Origin of the sequence: Okeania sp. SIO1H4 (genome assembly GCF_010672695.1) — a bacterium.
Taxonomy (GTDB): Bacteria; Cyanobacteriota; Cyanobacteriia; order Cyanobacteriales; family Microcoleaceae; genus Okeania; species Okeania hirsuta.
The window spans coordinates 19586-40748 of sequence record NZ_JAAHGB010000021.1 but is presented as its reverse complement, the minus strand read 5'-3'; the positions used below and the strand labels follow the sequence as shown (position 1 = coordinate 40748).

The following is a 21163-nucleotide window of genomic DNA, read 5'->3' as shown; positions in this document are numbered from 1 at the left end:
TGTATTAGCACCGTTGATTTTTGTTGGGTTTCCTGCGTCAACCCAACCTACATAATCATTACTGAAACGCTTATATGTTACACTCTACAAGTCTCTGTACGAGAGAAGAGAGGCTGCGGTTTTGTGGGTTCCATCCACCAAAAAACAGGGCTAGGGCAGGGTCATGTAAATATACTTTCATCAATGTACAAGGGAGATGCCCAGTGTAATGCGTATCCAAGCTGAATACTAGGTCTGAGTAAAATAATAATCTCCCTTCTTGATGCCATCCGACTTTGTTACCAAACTGTTCGTATACTTTCTGATCATACTGTCTTGTACCACCCAAACTCTGATAAATTTTCTTTTGCACAGAAAAACCAAACTTACCATCACTATATGTTACCCAAAGCTGGTCTACTATGCGGAGGTCTTCGCAAGGAAATTTCTCTATGTCTTCCACCCTTAGCCAACCTTCCTTCTCTCGCCCTGCAACTTGCAACATAACACCAGAAGTTTCCATATCCGCCTCTTTCCACTTCTGAGTAGCTAGGAACTCACGCAGTTTTAAATATTTAGAAGGTATTCCTTGTGGTGAAACTTCCAGGAGTTTTTTAATCGTTCCATTTTCAAAAATATACTTTTTGCCAGGTTTTTGCTCATCATCCAATGTCATTTCAGAGCAAAGTAATTGTTGAATTTTGGGGTAATTTTTCAGCCAATAATTTGCATTCCCTGTTTCCTGATTATTGGGTGTATATTCAGAACTAAGTATGATGGAATTAGTTGATGGAAGAGATTTATCAACAGCATCTTTTTCCAACTCAGCAAGTAGTTGATAATTATTCTTGAGTTCCAAAAGAAGACGTGGATATCTGAGGGTAATAGCAGTAAACTTACCTATTTGTTCTGTGGTTATTGTTTCTTTTTCAGCAAAAGTAACTCCAATAGAATAATAGGCAATATAAATCCTGAGTCTCAGTACATTAATATATTGTTTTAAACGCCGGGGATTATAATCAAAAAAAGGAGCAACCATCTCTATAACTTGAGCAATACTTTCCGAATCTAAATCTTTTTCAATAATTGGGAAAATAGGTAAATCTGGAGATGAAGTCTCAACTTCTTTAGATTCTGAGTTTTGTTCTGAAACAGAAGAATCTTCTGCCTCTGTTTTTTCCCCTTCTTTTTCTTTTGATGAAAATATTCTGTCTTTAAATTTTTCTATCCATTCTTTTCCATCATTAAATCTTGCAGGCAAATCAAATACTTTGGCAATTAAACTATGAGGAATCCAAAAAAAACGTTTTTCTTGTTTTTCTGAAGAAGTTTTTATTTCTAATATTTTTTCAACAAAACTATCCAACGTCTTTAGAGAAGGTGCAGGAACTGAAAAAGATAATTGTACAAACTTTTCCAGAAAACTAAAACCATAATCAACCTTTTTACTCAACTTCTGACTTTCATTTTCTTCTGCTTCATTTTCGGCGATCGCTGAAGCTAGAAAAGGAATAACATCTTTTTGTTTAAAACTTATAGCTGCTGCCACCTTTTCCCGATCCATACCCAAAATAAAAATTATCTTTGGGTCGTTAGAAATCATCATATTTAGAGCTTGTAATAAGTCGGCAGATTTATCCAACTCACAACGGTCAATATCATCAATAAAAACATAAATCTTTTCATTTTCACCTACATAAGCATTAACAATTTTAGAAAAATCCTCGTGAAACTTTTCAATAAAAGCTACTTGTTTCTCATAATCAGGATGCTCAAGATATTGAGTCAAATCCATTTTTGGGTCGCCAATTAAATCCTTTATAGTTCCCATAAGTTTTCTTATTGCAGCAAAGGAACCAGTGCCAAAACTAAAGCCAAAAACAAATTTGAACAAATCATTTATCAACGAATTTTGGGTATTTTCCTGGTCTGTTAATTTTGAGTCTTGATTATCATTTTTATCTTTCTCATTATTAGTTTCTTGATTGTCTATTATTTGATTTTCATCCTCTTTCTTGGAATCTTCTGTTTTAACAAGACCTGCCAAAATTTCAGACCATTGAGGAATTCTCTTAACGCCAACATTCCAAGACACAACCGGAATAGCCAAAATAATACCAATAATCAATAAAACTATCATTAAAGTTTGAATAGCTTTCAACGGTTTTCCTTTGAAATTCAAACGATAAAAAAATAGCCTCAAAGCATCCCCACTGTTAATCACAAAATCAGATAAATTACGATTATTAGACAATTGTTCTAAAAAAGATAGAGCAAAAGTTGCCCAAAGAGATTCAGATTTATCATGTCGCCAAGCATTAAACCAAACTGTTTGAGTTTCTTGTTTGAATTTTAATCTGAAAAGTTCATAGATATCTGATACATCGCTGAAAATAATCCGGTCTTTTTTAATTTTCTGCCAAACTTTCTTTGACTCTTCCCGATCTAATTCTTTAGACTTCTTTTTAACTTCAGATTCAAGTTGTTTCATAAAAGAAGATTTACCGCTACCCCATTCACCTTCAATAGAAATAGTTAGTGGTGGTTTAGTATCTTTATGAGTCAAAAATTCAGTCATTGCTATGACATAAGGAGTAAAACCAAGGTAGTCATTTGTCTCTGGTTGGTCTCCTAGCGTATTATTTGGTTTTGAATTTTCTGTAGATTCTGGCATAATTTTAAAAGTCAATAATTAAGGAACTGTAATTCTAATGCTTAGAGAACAAAAAAAGGTTGATTTAAAAGTTATTCTCAAAGAACGTCTGAAAATTTCAGACTCGGAAATTGCCGAATTTTGCCAACGCTGGAATATTATTGAATTAGCCTTATTTGGTTCAGTATTGCGAGAAGATTTTCACCCTAATAGTGATATTCATATTTTAGTAGTTTATGATTCTTCTTGTTAGTTAACATTGTCAAAATTATTAGATATGCAAGAGGAATTAGAAATAAAGTTTGGATGTATAGTTGATTTAGTAGAAAAAGCTATGATTAAAAATCCCTATCGTTTAGCTAATATTTTAAAGACTTATCAAGTAATTTATGCAAAATAATAATAGAAATATTGCTTCAGTTTGGGATATGGTACAGGCAATTCGTCGAATCCAGGAATTTACTACTGATTTGAAGAAGGAGACAGGAGACAGGAGACAGGAGACAGGAGGAAAATTACATGGGGATTCTAACCCCAAGTAATTTTGAACACCGTGTAGACGGTGGGGTATTAAACCCACAAAGAAAATGATAAATTACAGTGAGTATTCAGAGAGCATTTTGATACAAAGTGCAGTAGAGCGTCAATTTGAAATTTTGGGTGAAGCTGCACGTCGAATATCTTTAGAATTTCAACAATTACACCCTCAGATAAATTAGCGCAGTCTTATTGGTTTAAGAAATATTATTGCTCATCACTACGATGAGGTAATATCAGAAATTTTGTGGGGAGTTATTGCATCAGATATTCCTCTTTTATTAGAGCAATTAGAGGTTTTATTGCCTCCTCTTTCTAATGAATGAAAATGTTGGGTTTCGCTACCTCAAAAATTGTGTTACTTATATGATATAATCAACCAGCAAAATTATCAGCAATTCAGGAAAAAAAGTCGATTATGGCAACTTATTTAATCACAGGAACTAATCGTGGTATTGGACAAGAATTATGTAAACAAGTTCATAGTAAAGGTGACAAAGTAATTGCTGTTTGTCGTCAATCTAATCAAGAATTAGAAAATCTAGGAGTGCGTTTAGAAACTGGGGTAGATATTACTTCTGAAAAAGATGTTGCTAACTTAGTTAATCGTCTAAAAGGGATCAAATTAGACGTACTAATTAATAATGCTGGAATAGTCGAAAGAAATTCTCTAGATGATTTAGATTTTGATAGTATTCGCAAACAATTTGAAGTTAATGCTATAGGAACTTTACGCCTAACTCATGCTTTATTACCCTTGATGGAATCAGGCTCAAAAATTGCTATTATTACGAGTAGAATGGGTTCAATTGATGATAATACTTCCGGTGGTACTTATGGTTATCGAATGTCAAAAGTTGCTGTTAGTATGGCAGGTAAATCTTTATCTGTCGATCTAAAACCACAGGGAATTGCTGTAGCAATTTTACATCCTGGTTTAATTAGCACTAGAATGACAAGTTTTACAGGAATATCTCCAGCAGAAGCAGCAGAAAATTTGTTAGCTAGAATTGACGAATTAAACTTAGAAAATACAGGTACTTTTTGGCACGCAAAGGGTGAAGTATTGCCTTGGTAGTATAGCGCTGTGCGCAGGCAACAGGCAACAGGCAACAGGCAACAGGGGGAATAAATTGCCATTGAAGAAGGAGACAGGAGACAGGAGACAGGAGACAGGAGGAAAATTACATGGGGATTCGCTCCCCCAAGTAATTTTGAACACCCCCGTTGACCGTGGGGTATTAAACCCACAAAGAAAATGATAATATAAGACTTTTAGCTATTGGGCACTTCCTGCAATTTGTAAATATACCAGCGCACAGTACTATAATACTATAACCCTACGCACAAGTCAGAAGTCAGAACTCAGCAGAGAAATGAGATTCAAATCCCATCCTATTTATAGTCCAGTAAGGTGTGTTTTGCTGTCGCATAACTCCGTTAACGCTCCGCGACATGTTTGCGGAGCATGACTATCAGAAAAAGCAGTAGCGTAACTGAGTAAAACCCTATATCTATTGTCATTGCGTAACTCTTATTATTATTATTATTATTATGTTTGCTTCTCCCTGTACGGACGTTGCATGGAACGTCCGTAACCACTCCCCCTCCTGGGAGGGGTTAAGGGTGGGTTCCCCGCTTAAGAAAATTCTGTCGATCGCTGGATTTAGTATTACAATGAATATATCAACAAAAACTATGTGATTAAAATTATATTATGCAAAAATTTGTTAGTCTATTTTCCCTCATAGCATTATTACAATTACCAATAATTGTTCAAGCTCAAGAAGAAATAGTAGACCCCATAGAAAGAGTAGTTTCTGCAGGATTAATGACCAAAGATGCAGCCGGAAAATTTAATCGCAATGAAATTATTAGTAGAGCCGAATTAGCGTCAATTTTAGTCAAAACATTTGATTTAGAAAAACGTGAATCTTCCCAGAAACAAAATGTTGAATTAAAAGATGTTTCTTCAGATTATTGGGCTTATAATGATATTCAAATTGTCCTCAAAAATGCTGTAATGAGTGGCTATCGTGAGGGAATGTTTTTTCCAAATTATAAAATTAATCGGGCAGAAGCATTTGCGATTTTTGCTCAAGCTTATGGTGTTTTTCAGTTTCCTGAAGAAAATACTAAAAAGCTATTAAATAATTACCCAGATTCAGATAAAATCCCGAGTTGGGCAAAAAAATCAATAGCAACAGCATTGTATGAAGGTTTTGTGAATACTGAACCAGGTACAAACAACATAAATCCTTTAGAACCGATGACTCGTGGAGATATGGTTTATGTTTTGAATGCTTATTTAGACCGTCAACAACGCCCTGCATCTCTTCCCTGGAATGATGATTTGGTTCCAGGTGCAACCAGGTAATATTCAGAAGGAACAAGGAAGAAGGAAGAAGGAAGAAGGAAGAAGGGAATGGGGATAGTCTTCGACACACCATTTCGTGTCTACAAACCCCAACTAATTGTCAACACCGCGAGTGAAGGCAGGGTATTAAACTCAAAATAAAAAGATAAAAAAAGTGGATATAAACAAGGTGAAATTTAAGTATCAATTCCAAATTGAAAAAATTACAAATTATGGCAGTAACAATTATTTACTCCTTGAGCAAATATTGAAACTTATAACCAACTTCCCAAACTGTTTTTATCTACTCAAAATTATATGTAGTTTCAAAGCACTATTACAAGTTCAATAATGTTAAATTAAATATATTTTATCCGATGGCAAAAAAACGAATTTTACTAATAGATGACGAAGAAGATATTAGAGAAGTAGCCCAACTTAGCCTAGAAATAGTAGGTGGTTGGCAAGTAATTACAGGTAGCTCAGGTAGTGAAGCTGTTGCTAAAGCAGAAGTAGAACAGCCAGATGCTATTCTCTTAGATGTAATGATGCCTGAAATAGATGGATTTTCTACTCTTAAACAACTACGAGCTAATCAGGCCACTCAGCAAATTCCAGTAATTTTCCTGACAGCGAAAGTTTGTTCGGAAGATCGCCATCAATTTTTGCAGTTGGGAATAAATGGAGTAATTAATAAGCCTTTTGATCCTATGTCTCTGGCAACTGAAGTAGAGACAATTTTGGGTTGGGTTCCATAGTAGTAATACCATTTCTCAAAAACTGTTCTACATTTTCTTGAGTGGGGAGTAGGGTAGTAGTGGAGAATTAAACATGAGAATCATTAACATTAACTGGGCTGCTAATTAGCAAAAAAATTATTATACCTGTATTAATTACATAATAACTGAAGTTTTATCGAAAAATAGTATTAATGAGTGGGAATTGGTTTAATTACTTTAAATTGACTACTGACTACTGAATACTGACTACTGACTACTTCTTCAAGTTCAAAAAACTCTAAACATTAGTGTCTAAAAATTACGCAGAAAAAAAAATTTGATATAAACTAAAGTAATATATTATGCAAAGTCACTCTGTAGACTTAATATATGTCAAACTGGGAATTTTTGCTACAGAAAGAAGGCGATAGAACCTGGCTACCTCTAGAATCATCCGATGTGGAGATTCTAGAAGGTCGTTATCGGATTGTGGCTCATACCCATATAGCCAATACAGAAGTCCAAATTCAGATTATTCACGATTCTCTCGAAGAAGTTCCACCCTTAAGGCGAGTTCAGAAACGTTCTAGTCTTACCCACTCTCAAGGTCTAATCTCTATTATCCCTTTTACCCGCCTCAAACCTGGTAAATGGGAATTTCGTTGTCAAAGTAAACCAACTACATCATCTGTCAAAGCAAAACAACATATTGTCCATTTAGAAGTATTGCCCACTGATTATGATGATTCAGATTTCTCACAAACACTAGATGTTCAGAGTCAGGAACTATATCCATTAGTAGATTCAGAAACTCAGGAAAATGAGTTGATTGCTAATGAAAATATATCTGTTTTTTCTAGTAAAATAAGCTCCATAGATCATCCAGAAGAAAATACAGAAAAAAAAGACTTTGAATTAACAACTAAATCAGATGACATAGAATTATTGGATGCTCAGATTGAAGAGAAAAATTCCACTAATTTACTAGATGATGAGGAAGAAGATTCAAGTATTCAAGCTCAAAACCAACTCGAAGAACAAAGTCATCCATCAGACATTAAAGATACAGAGGAAAAATTAAAAGAACTAACTGAAACTCTCAGACATAATTCATCAATACTTGGGCAAGTTGAGCAACAACAAGCAATAGAACAAGCAATAGAATTAGAGGCAAATCAACAGGCAGATACCAACATCACTAATCAGACTAACTCTACTATAAATTATCCTTTACAACTAACCTTAAACCAAGCATCTTATACTGCTCAACCAGGAGAAGCTTTAATTATATCTGGTCAAATAATCTTAGATAATCAAGCTCAAAATATTCAATCTACAGAAGGTTTAAATCACCTTATATCCCAGAATACTTTAACAAAAAATGATTCCTCCATTCCAGAAAATAATACTCCAATAGTTAATGGTAATTTAAAAATTTGTCTGCGTAATCCTCAAACTTCAGAAATTTTAATTGATATACAACAAGCTCTACCAGAACAAGTTACACCTATTATATTTGCTTGTACAGTCAATGTTCCAGAAAATATTAAAACTCGTTTAATATTAGGGAAAATTATCCTCACAAATAATACAGCTACTTTAGCTAATACATCTTTTACAATTACAGCCCCACTACAGAATTGGTTAACAGCAATTGATGATAATTTTACTGAAGATGACTATCAGGAAATGGCTGCAAAAATAACTCAGGCAGCAAGAAAATCAGAGCAAAAATCTCCTTCTTTTCAGGAGTTAGTAGAAAAAATTAATCAAGTTAAACCCCAGAAGGAATCTGATATAGAACAACCCTTACCACCACAGATATATCAACCTGTTGAAGGAGAGGAAGATTCTGGAACACTAGAGTTACCAACCTTTGGAAACCCACCACCGGAAACAATGGCCAAAGATAAGACTCTGATTAATGAGTTGCTGGCCAAGTCAAATGCTCCTCAAGATTCAGATGAATTAGATGATGTCTGGGAAGATTCAAATAAACTTTCAGAGCGGACAAGTTTACAAGCAGAAGAAATAGAAGAGTCAGAGTCGGAGTCGGAGTCGAAAACTACTGAGGAAGAGGAAGTTTATTCTATAAATCAGCAAAACCTTGTTCCCTTTCCGACAAAATTTGCTCCTAGAAAAGAGGCATTTAAGGCTTTGAATTTAGAGGATAGATTTTTTTCTCGGCTGAATTCTTTGGTTAATGATTCTGAGTTGTCCCAATGGATGAAAGCTTCTTCTTTATCTCCAACTGAAGAATTAGAGAATATATCAGAAGATAAACATAAAACTGGAACAGATAAGTTGCAAGATAGTGACTCTATAAATACGATAGTTGATGATGAAGAACTTGCCAGTGACAATTCTGATGAAATTAATTGGGAAGCACAAGAGTTTGTTGTTGAAGATGAACAAATAGAGCAGCAAGAAAAACAATGGAATGATGATTTAGCAAATATTTCTCAACCAGAAGATGAATCAATTTCTAGACAACCTTATGTTTTACCAGACGATCAACCAGTGCCAGTGCCTCATTTAGAAGTACTGGCTAAAGATGTAATTGCTGGAAAAGATGTAAAAGTTAGAGTACAATTACCGGAGGGTTTGCCTGGTATTTATGTTAAGATTTGGGTTTACGACCGCCAAGCTCAAACAATAGTTGCAGGACCACGTTGGTTAACTGACTTTATTCCTAATGGCATGGGGCAAGTAGAGGTAATTACAGAACTGTATATTGCTTATGGTTGTTTAGAAATAAAAATTGAAGCGATCGCAGCCGAAGTACAAACTAACCGCGAAAGTCATAGAGTAGTTATTGAACATTTGGTAGTTCCTCCTCCTCCTCCAATTTTGCCTTTTGATGATTTGAACCTGAGTTAGACATGATTTCTAAGTTAGTTCTGGGGCAAGACCAACTTGTAGGTACTAAGGCAGGCCAACCTTTGCGTAAAGCTTCTATACAGACAGCATGAACTGTTAATTGGCAGTCTAACATTTCGACCCCTTCTTTTTCAGCTTGTTTCTGGCTAATTTTCGTTATAGAATCATCGTTAAATTCAAAAGTTTTATGGCATTGAAGACAGACTATATGATGATGTTTACGATGGTTAGGGGAGTTAATCTCATAATGTTTGTGTCCTTCAGCTAATTCTAGTTCCCGCAAAATACCTACTTTTGTCAAGAGATGTAGGGTTCGGTAGACAGTAGAAAGGCTAATTTTTTCCTGTTGATATAACAACAGATTATATATTTCTTCTGCATTTAAGTGTTTACCTTGAGGTAAGTGTTGAAACATTTGTAAAATAGTCTCCCTTTGGGGAGTCAAACGCCAACCTCTTTGATTTAGTTCAGACTTAAGTGAATCATGCTGATAGAATACCATTTTTATGATTGCCCAGATTTGCTTCTGAATAAATGCATTACTACATATTAGAAAATATATACTTATTGAGAGATTTTTGCAAGAGTTAATTGGCCTCAAGGCTGACACCGTTTCATGGAAGTCAGAAGTCAGAAGTCAGAAGTTAGATTCGATCAGCTAAAAACTTTGACAAGACAATAGCTTTAGGCAATTATTTGATATTTAAAGAAGCGAAACTATTTGTAACATCAGGTGTAATATCATGTTCAGTTGAATACTTATAAATAACTTAGCGAGGAGTCAGGAGTCAGGAGTCAGGAGTCAGGAGGGAAGAAAGGAGAAAAATCAAGATAATTTCAGTATTTCAAGATAATTTCAGTATTTATTTGGTACTGTCAGTTCTGAAATTTTATTTATAACTGACCCGTCCGAACATGATATAAAATCAACCATTATTTCAGAAATAGACATCTGGTAAAAATCAAAAATAAAATTAATTATCGTATAGAAATTATCAATTATTTCCCCCTCCATACCTATTCCCTATTCCCTATTCCCTATTCTCTGGAGATGTCTAATGAGACTTGATATTAGCTGAGAGCTAAATGGAGTGTAGTTGCCAAATTCAAAGATAAAAAAATTTCTACTACTACCTTTTCATATTATGTCTGCTTAATTAATTATAAAAAAATCCTAAAAGCTATACATCCGTAGATTATTTAATTATTTATTAACAACTAAATATGATTTTTCGTATTTCATATTACTTCTGCTGTAATATTATGTCCGGTTGATTACTTATAAAAAAAATTAGGGAGGAGTCAACCCACCCCTCGCCCCTCCCCCTCCCAGGAGGGGAAGTCAGGAGGACCGAGTCAGGAGGGAATAAAGAAGCAAGAAATAAGAGGAGGAAAAGGAGAAAGTTTTTTTGCTCGCTAATTATCCGGACATAATATAAGTTCTCAGCACAATTGTTTATAAAATGTCTAAATAATTAGAGAATAATAAAGTAACTATAAAAGTGCAGAAAAATACAAAAACTGAGGGGGTGCATCTCACTATTTGCAAAAATACTTTTTTCCTATATATTCTCTATTGCCTGTTGCCAGATAAGCTGTTGCCTAAAAGCGATAATTTTTTGGCTTTATTCAAAATTGAGATGCACCCAACTAAGGACTAATTGTTAATTTTTATATGACACTTCCAAGGAGTACTAAATAATGCTTTAATAACATACTTGGGATTAATCTAACTTGCCTAGTTTATAGAAAAAAGGCCATGTTTAGAGAGTGAATGTACAAGCAAAGATTAAGAAAGCATATTGGCTTAATATTCGGAATATTAGGTGGGTTACGGTGGCACCATTTTAGCTGTGTCACGCCACTATGCCTAGATTTAATATTCCTTTTACAAACAGTCTCTTAGAGCTAATTAATCAGATTTTGTCCCGAAAATTCGATCAAAATATCCATAATCAATCAACAACTTAAAAAATGAATGAAGAAAAACGTCAAGCATACTGGCGTGCCAACAAAGCATTAATCAGAAACTTGCTAATAGTTTGGGCTTTAGTGTCAATTGTTTTTAGCATTTTATTAGTCCAACCCTTAAATGCAATTCAATTCTTTGGTGTCCCCTTGGGTTTTTGGATGGCACAACAAGGTTCAATTTATGTCTTTGTCATCTTAATTTTTACTTACGCCATTCAAATGGATAAACTCGATAAAAAATACAACATGGACAAACTCGATCGACAATCTAATACTGACAGGAGAGACTAAATGACTGTAGAAGTCTGGACATTTATACTCGTTATTATTTCCTTCATGGGTTATCTGTACATTGGATGGCGATCGCGAGTTAAAGATAGTAAAGGTTTTTTTGTCGCCGATCAAGGTGTACCTGCTATTGCTAATGGTGCTGCTACTGGCGCTGACTGGATGTCTGCTGCATCATTTATTTCAATGGCAGGGTTAATTTCTTTTTTGGGTTATGATGGTTCCATCTATCTAATGGGATGGACTGGAGGTTTTGTACTATTAGCACTACTACTTGCTCCATATCTGCGGAAGTTTGGTAAATATACAGTACCCGATTTTGTAGGCGATCGCTACTACTCAAATGTTGCCCGCATCGTTGCAGTTATTGCTGCTATCTTTGTCTCTATGACTTATGTTGCTGGGCAAATGCGCGGTGTCGGTATTGTTTTCAGTCGCTTTTTGCAAGTTGATATTGGTACTGGTGTTGTCATTGGGATGATTATTGTTGCCTTTTTTGCCATCTTAGGTGGAATGAAAGGCATCACTTGGACTCAAGTCGCCCAATATACTGTACTCATTGTTGCTTATCTGATTCCAGCTATTGCTATTGCGACAGTTATTACAGGTATTCCCATTCCTCAATTTGCTTTTACTTTCAGCGATATTGTCGAAAAACTAAATCAGGTTCAGGTAGATTTGGGTTTCCAAGAATACAGTGCTGCTTTTACTAACAAAAGTATGCTTGATGTTTTGTTTATCACTATTGCGCTGATGGTGGGAACTGCTGGTTTACCTCATGTTATTGTTCGTTTCTACACAGTTCCTAATGTAAGAGCTGCTCGATATTCTGCTGGTTGGGCATTATTGTTTATTGCTATTTTGTATACAACTGCTCCTGCTTTAGCTACTTTCGCCCGATATAACTTAATTGACAGTTTACACAACAAAACTTTGGAGGAAGTGCAACAGTTAGACTGGGCAACAAAGTGGAAAAATACCGGTTTATTAGAATTTACCGATAAAAATAATGATGGTAGTTTCCAACTAACTCCAGATATAGAGACTAATGAAATTAGGATCGACAGAGATATCATTGTTTTGTCTACTCCAGAAGTAGCTAAACTTGCTCCTTGGGTAATTGCGTTAGTGGCAGCAGGAGGGTTAGCTGCTGCTTTGTCTACTGCATCTGGTTTATTATTGGTGATTTCCAGTTCCATTGCCCATGATGTTTACTATCGAATGATCGATCCAGGGGCGTCTGAGTCGCGACGGTTAATGGTAGGGCGAGTCATGGTAGGGTTTGCTATTGCTATTGCTGGTTACTTTGGAGTTAACCCACCAGGGTTTGTTGCTCAGGTAGTAGCTTTTGCTTTCGGTTTAGCTGCTGCAAGTTTTTTCCCGGTGATTATTTTAGGTGTGTTTGATAAACGTACTAACCGGGAAGGAGCGATCGCTGGTATGGTATCGGGTTTGTTGTTTACTACTGTTTATATTATTGGTGTCAAATTTGCTGGAATGCCGACATGGTTTTTCGGCGTATCTGCTGAAGGTATTGGCACTGTAGGAATGGTGTTAAATTTTATTGTGACTTTGGTAGTCTCTCGAATGACACCTCCACCACCATTGGAAATACAAGAGATGGTAGAGGATTTGCGATCGCCTGTAGCAGCTCCTGTTAGTATTGGGGATATTGGGGAAGAAGAGTTGGATTAATTTCAAGAAGAAGGAAGAGGGAAGAGGGAAGAAGGAAGGCAAAATATGTAGGGGCGAATGGAATTTGCTAACGCAAAGCTCCGCTTTATATGTTGCGGAGCAAAACGCCCTCACTCGACTTAGTGTCCGTGCGTAAGTGCTGACTAAGACAAAATTATGAACAAAAAATTAGCTCATATCATTTCCGGTAGCATTGGAGCGTGTATAAAATTAAGGTGACACTCTTGAGAAAACCTTCTGCCTCCTGCCTCCAGCATAGCTGCCTTCCTTCCACCAAAGTCTAATTATTCAACTGGACATGAATCATACTATGATACCACAAGCAAATCACGATGAGTTAGCACGACAAAACTTTGTTAAAAGTTTCAGAAACTATCTGTTTGGAAAAATGCGAAATGACTTAAAGTTGGTTTACCAAGAGACTGTCAAACCACAATTTGAAAAAGAAAATCAACGTTCCCCTAAAGATCGTTATGAAATTCGGCGGGAAATGCAGCAACAACCATCTTATAAGTGGTACAGTAGCTGCAAACGTATTACCCAAGAAATGATGTGGGAATCAGTAATTACTACTGTCGAACGTCAACTACCAAATTTGGTGGAATGTGCCAAAGATAGGGAAAAACCTCTGGGAACACTTACCCTAAACCCGGAATTAAAAATTCCCACCTACCAAACTGCTGTAGATATCCATTGTATGCCTGGAGGATACAATAGCGAATACACTCAAGATGACGTAGCGGCAGGTGCTATTTATGACTTGGGAGTTTATGTTGCCATGAGAAACCCTAAGTCTCTTCGTGATGTCAGAGGTCAGACGGTTATTCATAAATTCTTGAAGCAGCAATACCCAAATTTTCAACCAGGGAAAATTCTAGATATGGGTTGTACAGTGGGTGCTAATACTTTGCCTTATGTAGATGCTTATCCAAATGCTGAAGTTTATGGTATCGATCTAGCTCCTGCCATATTACGCTATAGTCATGCACGAGCAGAGTCTTTAGGAAAACGGGTGCATTTTAGCCAACAGAATGCTGAGAAGACTAACTTTCCAGATGAATCATTTGATTTGGTGGTAAGTCATATTTTGCTACATGAAATACCTGTGCCAGCAATTCGGAATGTTTTCCGTGAAAGTTATCGTTTATTAGCTCCAGGTGGAATAATGATACATCAAGATGCGCGTTTGTTTCGTCATCTAGATTTATATACTGCGTTCATCTATGATGAAGAAACAACTAATAATAATGAACCTTTCTGGAGTGCCATGCGGGATTTAGATTTAGTAGCTGTAGCAAGGGAAGCAGGTTTTTCGAGAGATAGTCTGATTAACACATTGCTGGAACAAAGTAATGGAATGCAGTCATTCATTATTGTTGGTAGTAAATGATAAAAAGATAAAAAAAGATGATTCCTAAACAAGCAAAAGGTAAGCGACCAGTTTATTTGGATAATACAGATAACGATAAATTACTGGCAATAATAATGGCATTAGCAGGAGAGGTATCAGTATTGCGGGAACGCTTAGACACCATTGAAAAGTTATTAGTAGCTAAAAGTATTATTTTCTCTGAAGACATTGAAAATTATCAACCAGATGCACAAGTAAATGAGGAACGGGAGCAATGGCGAACTGATTATATTACTAGAATACTGAGAGTTATAGATAATCTCAAATAAAAATGTAGTAGTGCTAAGGCAGCAACTTCTTCTTATTTCTTCCCTCCTGACTCGGTCTACCTGAATTATCAAAATAATATGGGTCTAAAACCCCGCCTTTTAAGGCGTAATATTTTTGGAGCGGGGATTTGAGCCCCGTTACAAAAATCACTTCTGACTTCTGACTTCTGACTTCTGACTTCGTTAACCTCCTGGGATGAGTTATAAGTCGCAATGACTTGGGTATAGTAATTATCCTGATTTGATATAATTTACAACATCAAATCCGATTAGCGGAATCAATTAATGAAACGACGGACACTATTTAATTTATTAAGTCGAGCTGGTGGAACGACTGCCGTTCTGATTGCTCTCCATGCCATGGGTTGGAGATTAACCCATGCTCAAACAACTAATCGACCAAGACTTGGAGGCGAAACAGGTGCTGGAATTAAAGTCATCATTTTGGGAGCGGGAATTGCAGGTATGACCGCTGCCTACGAGTTGACAAAAGCTGGATATGAATGTATTTTGTTAGAAGCTCGAAATCGTGCAGGTGGTCGCTGTTGGACTTTGCGCCATAACGATGTAATTAATGAGATTCATCAGCAAGGACAACGCTCAGAAAAATGCCCATTTGACAATGACAATTCTCTCTATTTCAACCCAGGACCAGCTCGTATACCTTACCACCACAAAAATATTTTGAGTTATTGTCAAGAGTTTGGAGTGCCACTAGAGGTGATCGTTAATGAAAATCGGGCAGCCTACTTTCAGGATGATCAAGCTTTCGGTGGTTCTCCTGTGAACAGCCGACGTGTCATAAGTGACAGCAGAGGCTACATTGCTGAATTACTAACTAAAGCTATTGGTATTAATGGATTAGATCGGGATGTATCCCCAGAAGAACAAGAGCGTCTGTTAGAGTTTGTTAAACAATTTGGTGATTTAAATTCAAAGGGGGAATATGTCGGTTCTAGTAGAGCAGGATATGAAACTCCCCCTGGTGCTGGAATAAACACTGGTAGAAAACATGAGCCTTTGCCATTATCTGAATTATTAGATTCTCGGTTCTGGCAATACAAAATGCATTTCGGTGAAGGTTATTGGCAAGCAGCTACGATGCTGCAACCAGTGGGTGGAATGGATGCCATAGCTAAAGCTTTTGAGCAGCAGGTGGGTAGACTTATTCGCTATAATGCTGAAGTAACTAAAATTCGGCAGCATTCTGATGGGGTACAGGTGATATATCGCGATCGCCAAAGCAATCAATATCAGTCTGTTGATGGTAAATTCGCAATTTGTACCATACCCTTATCTGTACTGAAAAATATTAAGGCCGATTTTTCCGTAGAACATCAAGCTGCGATTACAGTAGGAGCATCCTCCTATAGCCACGCTATTAAAGTAGGATTTCAGAGTAGGCGTCGATTTTGGGAAGAAGACTACAATATCTACGGTGGTATTTCATGGACAGAGGGAGACATTACTCAAATTTGGTACCCCTCAACAGGTTTTCATAATTCTCAAGGTATTATTGTTGGTGCTTACATCTGGAGTAATGAGATTTCAAAACGCTGGGAAGCTATGACATCTAAACAGCGACTATCCTTAGCTATTTTAGAAGGGGAAAAGATTCACCCAGGGTATAATCAGGAAGTATCCGTAGCAAATGGCTGCACGGTAGCTTGGGGAAAAGTACCCTACAGCGAGGGAGCTTTGATCAGGTGGGAGCAAGATAGCAGGAAAAAAGCCTATTTAGTTCTAAATCAACCTGACGGAAATGTATATTTTGCCGGAGACCATATGAGTTATTTAACCGGATGGCAGGAAGGGGCTATTTTGTCAGCTCATAAAATTGTTAATGAGATTACTACTAGAGTACAAAATTCTTAATTTATAGGAGAAAGAGTGAAAATGAAAAAAAATAGAATCTTATCAGCACTAAATCGCTTTGCCATTAGCCTGATTAGATATAAAGCTATGATGATTATTGCTTTTTTAGGTGTGATTTTATCACTACTAACTTTGTCTAGCACTCAAGCTGCAGATGATGTAATTATTCGACACCCCATTCCTGGTTCTAGTTTTCCTATTGCCCGAGCTGTAGAAATTCCTCCTAGCGTTCAACAGGTTTACCTAAGTGGTCAAGTTCCTCCCGTTGTGGACGATACAGTCGATAAAAGGACGATAACCGCCTTCGGAGATACTAAAACTCAAACTGTTGGAGTTCTCAAACGCATCCAGAGTATCTTAGAGGATTTAGACTTGACTCTAGGGGATGTGGTGAAAATGCAGGTCTTTTTGGTTGGCGACCCGGAAATGGATAACCGCCTTGATTTTAAAGGGTTTATGGAGGGATACACACAATTTTTTGGAACTCAGGATCAGCCTCGATTACCAGCTCGCTCTGTTATGCAGGTTGCCGGGTTAGCTAATCCTGGTTGGTTAGTAGAAATTGAAGTTACAGCAGTACGACTATAAAATCAGCAAAGCTTGAACAGGATCAGACCTAATTTCCTATCAGATACATTCGCTATAATTATCTAAAAATTGTGGCGTTGGTAAATTAGGGTATGATTTGTATTTTTTGGTAATTCCTAAACTCTAAACTATTGAATAACAAATATTTCAGACTGTTCAATTTTTATTTTCATACCTTTATTCACCAACGCCAAAATTGTTTATAGAACGCATTTGGTATCTCCGCAAAGGTGAGTTTTTTTTGGCAAAGGAGTCAGAAGTTAGGAGATTGAGAAATAAAATAATCAAACTCAAGACTGCATTCGCTGAATAATACCAATAGACCTTTTGCGTGGACTCGTGATGGTATTGATGACATTAGACCATGTACGGATGTTTTTCTCTATAGCAATGAGCGCTGGTATATTTACAAATTGTAGTAGGGGCAAAAGAGCTAGAAGTCTTATATGATCGGCAATTTATTCCCCCTGTTCCCTGTTCCCTGTTCCCTGTTCCCTGCGCACAGCGCTATAATGCTGACTTTAACCCTCTGTTCCCTGTTCCCTGCCTTAATATATTATGAAAAACTCAATGAATACAGAAGTTTGGACATTTATCTTCGTGACAATTTCCTTGATGCTTTACCTGTACATCGGGTGGCGATCGCGAGTCCAAGATAGTAAAGGATTTTTTGTCGCCGATAGAGGTGTACCTGCAATTGCTAATGGTGCTGCCACAGCAGCGGACTTTATGTCGGCAGTTTCATTTATTTCTATAGCAGGAGCAGTATCAATTTTAGGTTATGATGGTTCTTATTATGTAATGGCAGGAACAGGAGGTTATATACTCTTGGGATTGCTGCTTGCTCCATATCTACGAAAGTTTGGTAAATATACTTTACCAGATTTTATAGGCGATCGCTACTATTCTAATATTGCTCGTATCGTTGCGGTTATTGCTGCCCTCATTATATCCATAACTTTTGTTGTCGGGCAAATGCGAGGTGTTGGTATTGTCTTCAGTCGATTTTTGCAAGTACCTATTGAAGTTGGTGTTGTCATCGGTATGGTTATAGTTGCCTTCTTCGCGATATTAGGGGGAATGAAAGGCATTACTTGGACTCAAGTTGCTCAATACTTTATACTTATCGTTGCTTATTTGATACCAGCTATTGCTATTTGTAATGCTCTGACAAATATTCCGATTCCACAATTCGCTTTTACCTTTGGAGATATTGTAGAAAAACTGAATCAAGTTCAGGTTGACTTAGGTTTTCCAGAATATACTGCTGCCTTCAGTCAAAAAACTATGCTAGATGTTCTATTCATAACTATTTCCGGCATGGTGGGTCTTGCTAGTTTACCCCACGTTATTGTTCGTTTCTATACTGTACCTAACGTGACAGCAGCCAGATATTCTGTAGGTTGGGCATTATTATTTATTGCCATTTTTTCTACAACTGTTCCTGCTTTAGCTGCTTCTGCGCGATACAACTTAATTGAGAGTTTACACAACAAAACTATGGAGGAGGTGCAACAGTTAGACTGGGCGACAAAGTGGGAAAATACAGGTTTATTAGAATTCACTGATAAAAATAACGACGGTCGTTTACAGTTGACCCCAGATATAGAAACTAATGAAATTATTCTGGATCCAGATATTATTACTCTCTCCACTCCAGAAGTCGCAAAACTGCCACCTTGGATAATAGCATTAGTCGCAGCAGGAGGATTAGCTGCTGCTTTATCTACTGCATCAGGTTTGTTATTAGTGATTTCTAGTGCCATTGCTCACGATGTTTACTACCGCCTCATTAACCCAGAAGCATCAGAGTCACAAAGATTAATGTTGGGCAGAATAATGGTAGTATTGGCGATCGCCTTTTCCGGTTATTTCGGCATCAACCCCCCTGGTTTTGTGATTGAGATAGCAACTTTAGGAGTTGGTATAGCTGCTGCTACTTTTTTTCCAGCGATTATTTTGGGAGTGTTTGATCAGCGCACCAACCGGGAAGGAGCGATAAGTGGTATGATAGTTGGTCTAGTGTTTACAAGTATCTATATTATTGGTGTAAGATTCTATGGAATGCCAACATGGTTTTTGGGGTTGTCCGATCAGGGTATCGGTACAGTAGGAATGTTATTGAATTTTGTTGTGACTTTTGTAGTGTCTCGGATGACAGTTCCTCCACCATTGGAAATACAAGAGATGGTGGAAGAGTTGCGATCGCCTTTAGCTGCACCTGCTCCAATTAGGGATATTGGGGAGGAAGAGTTGGATTAATATTCTTTTGGGATCATGGTTATCAGTTAAACTTTATTCTATGGATGAGATGACGGAAATGCAAGCTAGAGATGGCATAAAGACCGATCAGCAGTAATATCATGTCCAGATGATTAAGTATAATAAAAATGTTTTCCTCTCAATGTTGAAGAAATATCCCAAATTTCCACTCCTATCAAGTCTTCCCTCTTAAATTTACACCTACCACCTACCACTTAAAAACTGTATTATCACTAGAGTTGTTGGGAAATAACAATTGAACAATGCTCAAAACCTTATAGAATAAGCTTTTCATGATTCTCGGACTGAAAACGCTATAAACCTTGACCAATAAGGGTTTTAGCCATTTTTTTAGCTTAATTCCCAACAACTCTACTAATTAAGCGGACATGATATAAATCAAGCAATAGTAATATTTTGACTCGGGAAAATTTTAACATCACCATAACCCCTAGAGTAAATTAGAACTCTGGGGGTTATGATGATTAATTGGTAGTGCAGAGTGCAAAGTGTGGGATAGGTAATATCAAATCCGGTTAAACAGCCATAGAATGGTTAAGTTAGGAGTCCTCAGGAGTCAGGAGACAGGAGTCAGGAGGAGAAAGAATTACAAAGATGAGGGTAGTTATGACGATTGAAGATTTTTTTTATGTCCAATTAAACGGATTTGATATAAATAGATCATTCCCACTCCAGGGTGCGATCGCCACCCCTGCTCCTTGTGCAGCAGTCTTTTCCTTGCGACTATGAACCAAAATCCAATTGAAATAACTAACCACTAACCTTACCGTTATCTCAGTTTGTTCCCAGACTTTCCCAAATTTATTCTGGGGTGCGATGCCATCGACCTGTTTGCTGGCGGAAAATTCCATTGGTTCTCTCTAACTGCTGCGTTTGCTCCTTGCCTATAATATTATTTACCTCTGGAGGGAGAACTCGCTCATATCCTCCCCAGTCATCCCTATGCCATTGTTTACAGTCTGTTTTACCTTCCGTGTTAACGATAACTTCTTCTATGAACTGGTCTGTATGTTTACCAACTCTTGCTGTGAGAATTAGCCCACTTGATCAGGCTTGGGTCATACCAATCCCACAGTCACCTTCTATCAATTCATTTATCTGACAGTTTTTTTGTGTCTTGAGTGCGTCTTACATTCTGGGGAGACCCCACCAATTAGCACTCGCTTTTTTTGAACAAATCACCAAAACTCATCACTACTAATCTGTGAGGTTTGGATATTTTCTACATTGGCATTATGAATCATCTGTCCTTTTTGAGAGGCTGCTCTCACCACACTGACTACTGTATTATAGGCCAGATTCACGCTCTCGACTAATTCCTCTTAAACTACTACCCTCGACATGAGCTTGCAAAACCATCCGCATTTGTTCAGGCTGAACCTGTCTACGATAGTATAGAGTGTCGAAGGTGTCACTGTTTGCGCAACATTCCGAAGGAAAAGTTTGCAAGCATTCAGGACAATAATATCGTTGACTTCCTTTGCTCGTCTTTCCATGATACCCGAGTTTTGTGATGGCCACATAGAGGATATTCCATAAGAATTAAAAGTATTAAGGGACAATAGTTATATGACCATTCCCACACTTTCGCACAGGCACAACCATTAAATCTTTGTCATAACCAAAACCCTGTAGGGGCGTTAGCGGAATGAAAACCGC

General features: G+C 37.1%; 17 protein-coding genes and 2 pseudogenes. 16 read left to right on the top strand and 3 right to left on the bottom strand.

The window, feature by feature from the left end:
• Positions 1 to 70: 70 nt before the first annotated feature.
• Positions 71 to 2653: a GUN4 domain-containing protein gene (locus tag F6K06_RS16235; RefSeq protein ID WP_287242932.1), complete on the bottom strand. Its 2583-nt coding sequence runs from the start codon at positions 2651 to 2653 to the stop codon at positions 71 to 73.
• Positions 2654 to 2690: 37 nt separating this feature from the next.
• Between F6K06_RS16235 and F6K06_RS16230 the strand changes: the two genes are divergently transcribed.
• The 9 genes and pseudogenes from F6K06_RS16230 (at position 2691) to F6K06_RS16190 (ending at position 9124) form a co-directional block, all read left to right on the top strand.
• Positions 2691 to 2885: a nucleotidyltransferase family protein gene (locus F6K06_RS16230; protein WP_240039108.1), complete on the top strand. Its 195-nt coding sequence runs from the start codon at positions 2691 to 2693 to the stop codon at positions 2883 to 2885.
• Between the two features lie 24 nt (positions 2886 to 2909).
• Positions 2910 to 3032 carry a hypothetical protein gene (locus tag F6K06_RS16225; protein ID WP_282433640.1) on the top strand — a complete coding sequence of 41 codons (123 nt, stop codon included), beginning with the start codon at positions 2910 to 2912 and terminating at the stop codon, positions 3030 to 3032.
• Positions 3022 to 3174 (top strand): hypothetical protein, encoded by a 153-nt coding sequence (locus F6K06_RS16220; RefSeq protein ID WP_287242931.1) that lies wholly within the window; start codon positions 3022 to 3024, stop codon positions 3172 to 3174. Before F6K06_RS16225 ends, F6K06_RS16220 begins: the two co-directional genes overlap by 11 nt.
• A 45-nt stretch (positions 3175 to 3219) precedes the next feature.
• Positions 3220 to 3495 (top strand): annotated as a pseudogene (locus F6K06_RS33975) (DUF86 domain-containing protein).
• Between the two features lie 92 nt (positions 3496 to 3587).
• The gene (locus F6K06_RS16210) at positions 3588 to 4247 is read left to right on the top strand and encodes an SDR family oxidoreductase (protein ID WP_124146393.1); all 660 of its coding nucleotides are present in this window, start codon (positions 3588 to 3590) and stop codon (positions 4245 to 4247) included.
• 61 nt (positions 4248 to 4308) lie between these two features.
• Positions 4309 to 4431 (top strand): hypothetical protein, encoded by a 123-nt coding sequence (locus F6K06_RS16205; RefSeq protein WP_275670423.1) that lies wholly within the window; start codon positions 4309 to 4311, stop codon positions 4429 to 4431.
• Positions 4432 to 4886: 455 nt separating this feature from the next.
• On the top strand, positions 4887 to 5546 hold the full coding sequence (locus tag F6K06_RS16200; RefSeq protein ID WP_124146391.1) for an S-layer homology domain-containing protein: 660 nt from the start codon (positions 4887 to 4889) through the stop codon (positions 5544 to 5546).
• A 356-nt stretch (positions 5547 to 5902) separates the two neighbouring features.
• Positions 5903 to 6283 carry a response regulator gene (locus F6K06_RS16195; protein ID WP_124146389.1) on the top strand — a complete coding sequence of 127 codons (381 nt, stop codon included), beginning with the start codon at positions 5903 to 5905 and terminating at the stop codon, positions 6281 to 6283.
• A 351-nt stretch (positions 6284 to 6634) separates the two neighbouring features.
• A complete protein-coding gene (locus F6K06_RS16190; protein ID WP_287242927.1) occupies positions 6635 to 9124 on the top strand; it encodes a hypothetical protein in 2490 nt (829 codons plus the stop codon).
• On the opposite strand, the gene F6K06_RS16185 is transcribed toward F6K06_RS16190, so the two are convergent.
• Positions 9057 to 9626 carry a transcriptional repressor gene (locus F6K06_RS16185; protein WP_287242925.1) on the bottom strand — a complete coding sequence of 190 codons (570 nt, stop codon included), beginning with the start codon at positions 9624 to 9626 and terminating at the stop codon, positions 9057 to 9059. The two genes, F6K06_RS16190 and F6K06_RS16185, sit on opposite strands and share 68 nt — an antisense overlap.
• A gap of 1472 nt (positions 9627 to 11098) precedes the next feature.
• Between F6K06_RS16185 and F6K06_RS16180 the strand changes: the two genes are divergently transcribed.
• The 7 genes from F6K06_RS16180 to F6K06_RS16150 all read left to right on the top strand — a co-directional run bounded on the left by F6K06_RS16180 (position 11099) and on the right by F6K06_RS16150 (position 19483).
• Positions 11099 to 11386 carry a DUF4212 domain-containing protein gene (locus tag F6K06_RS16180; protein ID WP_124146386.1) on the top strand — a complete coding sequence of 96 codons (288 nt, stop codon included), beginning with the start codon at positions 11099 to 11101 and terminating at the stop codon, positions 11384 to 11386.
• Positions 11387 to 13078: a sodium:solute symporter family protein gene (locus tag F6K06_RS16175; RefSeq protein WP_124154936.1), complete on the top strand. Its 1692-nt coding sequence runs from the start codon at positions 11387 to 11389 to the stop codon at positions 13076 to 13078. It abuts the gene before it with no gap.
• Positions 13079 to 13376: 298 nt separating this feature from the next.
• Entirely contained in the window at positions 13377 to 14468 is a 1092-nt protein-coding gene (locus F6K06_RS16170) for a class I SAM-dependent methyltransferase (RefSeq protein WP_124154935.1), read from the top strand.
• 17 nt (positions 14469 to 14485) lie between these two features.
• Positions 14486 to 14758, top strand: coding sequence for a hypothetical protein (locus F6K06_RS16165; RefSeq protein ID WP_240041606.1), 273 nt, complete (start codon positions 14486 to 14488; stop codon positions 14756 to 14758).
• A gap of 285 nt (positions 14759 to 15043) precedes the next feature.
• On the top strand, positions 15044 to 16633 hold the full coding sequence (locus tag F6K06_RS16160; RefSeq protein WP_124154934.1) for a flavin monoamine oxidase family protein: 1590 nt from the start codon (positions 15044 to 15046) through the stop codon (positions 16631 to 16633).
• A 21-nt stretch (positions 16634 to 16654) separates the two neighbouring features.
• Positions 16655 to 17221 (top strand): RidA family protein, encoded by a 567-nt coding sequence (locus F6K06_RS16155; protein ID WP_205127660.1) that lies wholly within the window; start codon positions 16655 to 16657, stop codon positions 17219 to 17221.
• 570 nt (positions 17222 to 17791) lie between these two features.
• Positions 17792 to 19483, top strand: a complete 1692-nt coding sequence (locus F6K06_RS16150; RefSeq protein WP_124154933.1) for a sodium:solute symporter family protein — start codon at positions 17792 to 17794, stop codon at positions 19481 to 19483.
• Between the two features lie 647 nt (positions 19484 to 20130).
• Here the strand turns inward: F6K06_RS16150 and F6K06_RS16145 are convergent.
• Positions 20131 to 21056 (bottom strand): annotated as a pseudogene (locus F6K06_RS16145) (IS1 family transposase).
• Between the last annotated feature and the right edge of the window lie 107 nt (positions 21057 to 21163).

Coding starts and splice junctions, on each gene's coding strand:
- F6K06_RS16155 (WP_205127660.1), top strand. CDS start 16,655: ATGAAAAAAAATAGAATCTTATCAGCACTAAATCGCTTTGCCATTAGC.
- F6K06_RS16200 (WP_124146391.1), top strand. CDS start 4,887: ATGCAAAAATTTGTTAGTCTATTTTCCCTCATAGCATTATTACAATTA.
- F6K06_RS16160 (WP_124154934.1), top strand. CDS start 15,044: ATGAAACGACGGACACTATTTAATTTATTAAGTCGAGCTGGTGGAACG.
- F6K06_RS16175 (WP_124154936.1), top strand. CDS start 11,387: ATGACTGTAGAAGTCTGGACATTTATACTCGTTATTATTTCCTTCATG.
- F6K06_RS16185 (WP_287242925.1), bottom strand. CDS start 9,626: ATGGTATTCTATCAGCATGATTCACTTAAGTCTGAACTAAATCAAAGA.
- F6K06_RS16190 (WP_287242927.1), top strand. CDS start 6,635: ATGTCAAACTGGGAATTTTTGCTACAGAAAGAAGGCGATAGAACCTGG.
- F6K06_RS16170 (WP_124154935.1), top strand. CDS start 13,377: ATGAATCATACTATGATACCACAAGCAAATCACGATGAGTTAGCACGA.
- F6K06_RS16180 (WP_124146386.1), top strand. CDS start 11,099: ATGAATGAAGAAAAACGTCAAGCATACTGGCGTGCCAACAAAGCATTA.
- F6K06_RS16150 (WP_124154933.1), top strand. CDS start 17,792: ATGAATACAGAAGTTTGGACATTTATCTTCGTGACAATTTCCTTGATG.
- F6K06_RS16210 (WP_124146393.1), top strand. CDS start 3,588: ATGGCAACTTATTTAATCACAGGAACTAATCGTGGTATTGGACAAGAA.
- F6K06_RS16230 (WP_240039108.1), top strand. CDS start 2,691: ATGCTTAGAGAACAAAAAAAGGTTGATTTAAAAGTTATTCTCAAAGAA.
- F6K06_RS16235 (WP_287242932.1), bottom strand. CDS start 2,653: ATGCCAGAATCTACAGAAAATTCAAAACCAAATAATACGCTAGGAGAC.
- F6K06_RS16195 (WP_124146389.1), top strand. CDS start 5,903: ATGGCAAAAAAACGAATTTTACTAATAGATGACGAAGAAGATATTAGA.
- F6K06_RS16225 (WP_282433640.1), top strand. CDS start 2,910: ATGCAAGAGGAATTAGAAATAAAGTTTGGATGTATAGTTGATTTAGTA.
- F6K06_RS16220 (WP_287242931.1), top strand. CDS start 3,022: ATGCAAAATAATAATAGAAATATTGCTTCAGTTTGGGATATGGTACAG.
- F6K06_RS16165 (WP_240041606.1), top strand. CDS start 14,486: ATGATTCCTAAACAAGCAAAAGGTAAGCGACCAGTTTATTTGGATAAT.